Annotated in this window: 4 protein-coding genes; 2 read left to right on the top strand and 2 right to left on the bottom strand. The window is 37.9% G+C overall.

Annotated features, from left to right (window positions below; all coding sequences use genetic code 11):
- Positions 1–381: 381 nt before the first annotated feature.
- On the top strand, positions 382–927 hold the full coding sequence (locus H5088_RS20050; RefSeq protein ID WP_002959868.1) for a gamma carbonic anhydrase family protein: 546 nt from the start codon (positions 382–384) through the stop codon (positions 925–927).
- On the opposite strand, the gene H5088_RS20045 is transcribed toward H5088_RS20050, so the two are convergent.
- Together H5088_RS20045 and aroE are read right to left on the bottom strand one after the other, a co-directional pair.
- Positions 919–1,173 (bottom strand): DUF1488 family protein, encoded by a 255-nt coding sequence (locus H5088_RS20045; RefSeq protein WP_182754398.1) that lies wholly within the window; start codon positions 1,171–1,173, stop codon positions 919–921. The genes H5088_RS20050 and H5088_RS20045 overlap by 9 nt on opposite strands.
- Entirely contained in the window at positions 1,170–1,994 is an 825-nt protein-coding gene (gene aroE / locus H5088_RS20040) for a shikimate dehydrogenase (protein ID WP_182754395.1), read from the bottom strand. The genes H5088_RS20045 and aroE overlap by 4 nt, the downstream gene beginning before the upstream one ends.
- Positions 1,995–2,047: 53 nt before the next feature.
- Here aroE and H5088_RS20035 point away from each other — a divergent pair, with 53 nt between their 5' ends.
- On the top strand, positions 2,048–2,485 hold the full coding sequence (locus tag H5088_RS20035) for a group II truncated hemoglobin (RefSeq protein ID WP_004335148.1): 438 nt from the start codon (positions 2,048–2,050) through the stop codon (positions 2,483–2,485).
- Positions 2,486–2,644: the final 159 nt, after the last annotated feature.

Below are 2,644 nucleotides of genomic sequence, written 5' to 3'. Positions count from 1 at the left end.
TTTATATTGTTAAAGAACGTTTTGAGTCGCTTTAGCGTCTCAAGGGATGCGAATAATACACCCTTTATTTTTCGAGTCAATACTTTGTTTTAAATTTTCTTTTGGAAGATTTAAAACCGAAGTTTTACTTAACTCTGTGAGTAGTTCGTGCCTTGCTATGCTTCGGCGTTTCCCGTCTCAGTGGGGTCGCATTATAGGGAGAACAGATTTTTACGCAAGTACTTTTTTAAAGAAAAAGTAAAAAAAGATGCTGTTCGGTCAGTATCTGAACTAAACCCCCTAAAACTGATAGTTTTGTAACCAAACGGTGCCTTTTATAGTACAAAAATGACCTTGCTGATACACTCAAAGCTAATAACTATTATCTAAAAGGTACTAAATATGGCAATCCGTTCTTATAAAGGTGTAACTCCTTCGTTTAATTCGTCTGTTTATATTGATGAGTCATCAGTTTTGGTTGGTGATATTACTTTAGGTGATAATAGTAGTGTTTGGCCTTTAGTAGCAGCCCGAGGCGATGTTAACTATATACGTATTGGTAAACGCTCCAATATACAAGATGGCAGTGTATTGCATTTATCTCGTGCAACTAAAAGCAATCCAGATGGTTATCCACTTATTATAGGTGACGATGTAACTGTAGGTCATAAGGTAATGCTGCACGGATGTATATTAGGAAACCGTATACTTGTAGGTATGGGCGCCATTATTATGGATAACGTGGTTGTTGAAGATGATGTAATTATAGGTGGAGGATCTTTGGTACCCCCAAACAAACGCTTAGAGTCTGGTTACTTATATGTAGGGAGTCCGGCTAAGCAAGCCCGCCCTCTAACGGAGCAAGAACTTGCCTTTTTAAAAATATCTGCCGATAACTATGTATCACTTAAAGATGAGTACTTAGCTGAAATAGCTAATTTAAGTTAATAAGCTTACTTCAATTTGGCCTGCCGAGTTATAGCTCTCTTCTTCCATAAGCTCCTCGGCACGTTCTTCGTAATCAAAACGATACTTTTCAAAATACTCTGTTGCGTGACTTTCGTCTGTTAGTTTAAGTGTATTTACTTCTATTACACACTCCACCAGCATGCCACTAACTTGTGCAAAAAATACTAACTGATGATCGGGCTCTCTAAACTCTAGCCTATCTATAAATTGTATTGCCTGATTCATTTAAGCGTTCCTTGTTTGAGCGCATCAACGACGGGAAGTATTTTTGGCATTTTATTACGCCATACATAATATGCTTGAGCAGCTTGACCAACTAACATGCCACTGCCATCTAAAAGCTTAGCGTTAATATTATGCTGTGCAACCCAATTCATAAAAATGGTATTTTGCAGTGAATAAAACATGTCATAAGCGACTTCACAGTTAGTTATGTGTTTTTTATCAAGTGCTGGAAGTTCGTTATTCATACTGCTAGAGGTAGAGTTTATAATTAGTGAGTAATCGCTTACTGGTAAATCATCAAAACCAAAGCCAGATACTGGTCCATATTGGGTAAACAGCTCTGCGAGTTCTTTGGCTTTTTGTGCTGTGCGATTAACTATTATTATTTCCTGAGGGTTATGCTCTAACAAAGGTAAAATAACCCCTCGAGTAGCACCGCCCGCACCTATGATTAAAATGCGTTTATTAGTTATGGCTACTTCATTAGCGAGTAAATCATTTACAAAGCCCACACCATCGGTGTTATCACCGAGTAATGAGCCATCATCTCGTTTTTTTAATGTATTAACAGCCCCTACTATTTTGGCTAATGGGGTAAGCTCATCAGCCATTGCATAAGCTTGCTCTTTAAATGGCATTGTAACGTTAGCACCCACACCGCCTTGCTCAAAAAAAGACAATACTGTTTTTTCAAAGTTATCGATAGGTGCTAATATTGCGCGATAGTCGATTTGCTCACCCAGTGATACAGCAAATTGTTTATGTATCGCGGGGGATTTTGAATGTTTAATTGGATTTCCAAAAACCGCATATTTGTCCATTTTAAAGCAACCTCTTTGCAGCTATAAACTGCCTATTAACAATGATAAGTAATATGATTAAACGACTTTTTTCTAAATCTAAGCCGGCTCCCGAGCAACAGGCTCCTACTCCTGAAAAAACACCGTATGAAATAATAGGTGGAGAGAAAGGGGCGCGAGCTATCTCCAATCGATTCTACGACATAATGGAGTCAGATGAATACGCTAAACCGTTATATGATATGCATCCTCTGCCATTAGATCGAATTCGCCAAGTATTTTTTGAATTTTTATCTGGTTGGTTAGGCGGACCAAACCTATTTACTGAAAAACATGGCCAGCCAATGCTACGTAAAAGACATATGCCTTTTACTGTAGATAAAGCATTGCGCGATCAGTGGATGTACTGCATGAATAAAACGCTGGATATAGAAATAGACAATCCGTTGTTACGTGAAGGCTTAAAGCAATCATTCTCTCAACTAGCAACGCACATGATCAATCAGCATTAAATTTATATTTAGCCATAATGCAAAAAGGCGCTAATTAGCTGTCTCTTATACACAAATCCCTGCTAAGAAATTAGCGGGGATTTTTTTGAACTAAATCTCAATGTCATGATCAGATCTTCAAATCTTGTTTGAGGGCACATTATGATTAACGAACATACT

Origin of the sequence: Pseudoalteromonas sp. SR43-3, assembly GCF_014163875.1 — a bacterium.
GTDB lineage: Bacteria > Pseudomonadota > Gammaproteobacteria > Enterobacterales > Alteromonadaceae > Pseudoalteromonas > Pseudoalteromonas distincta.
This window is presented reverse-complemented; position numbering and strand designations above follow the sequence as displayed.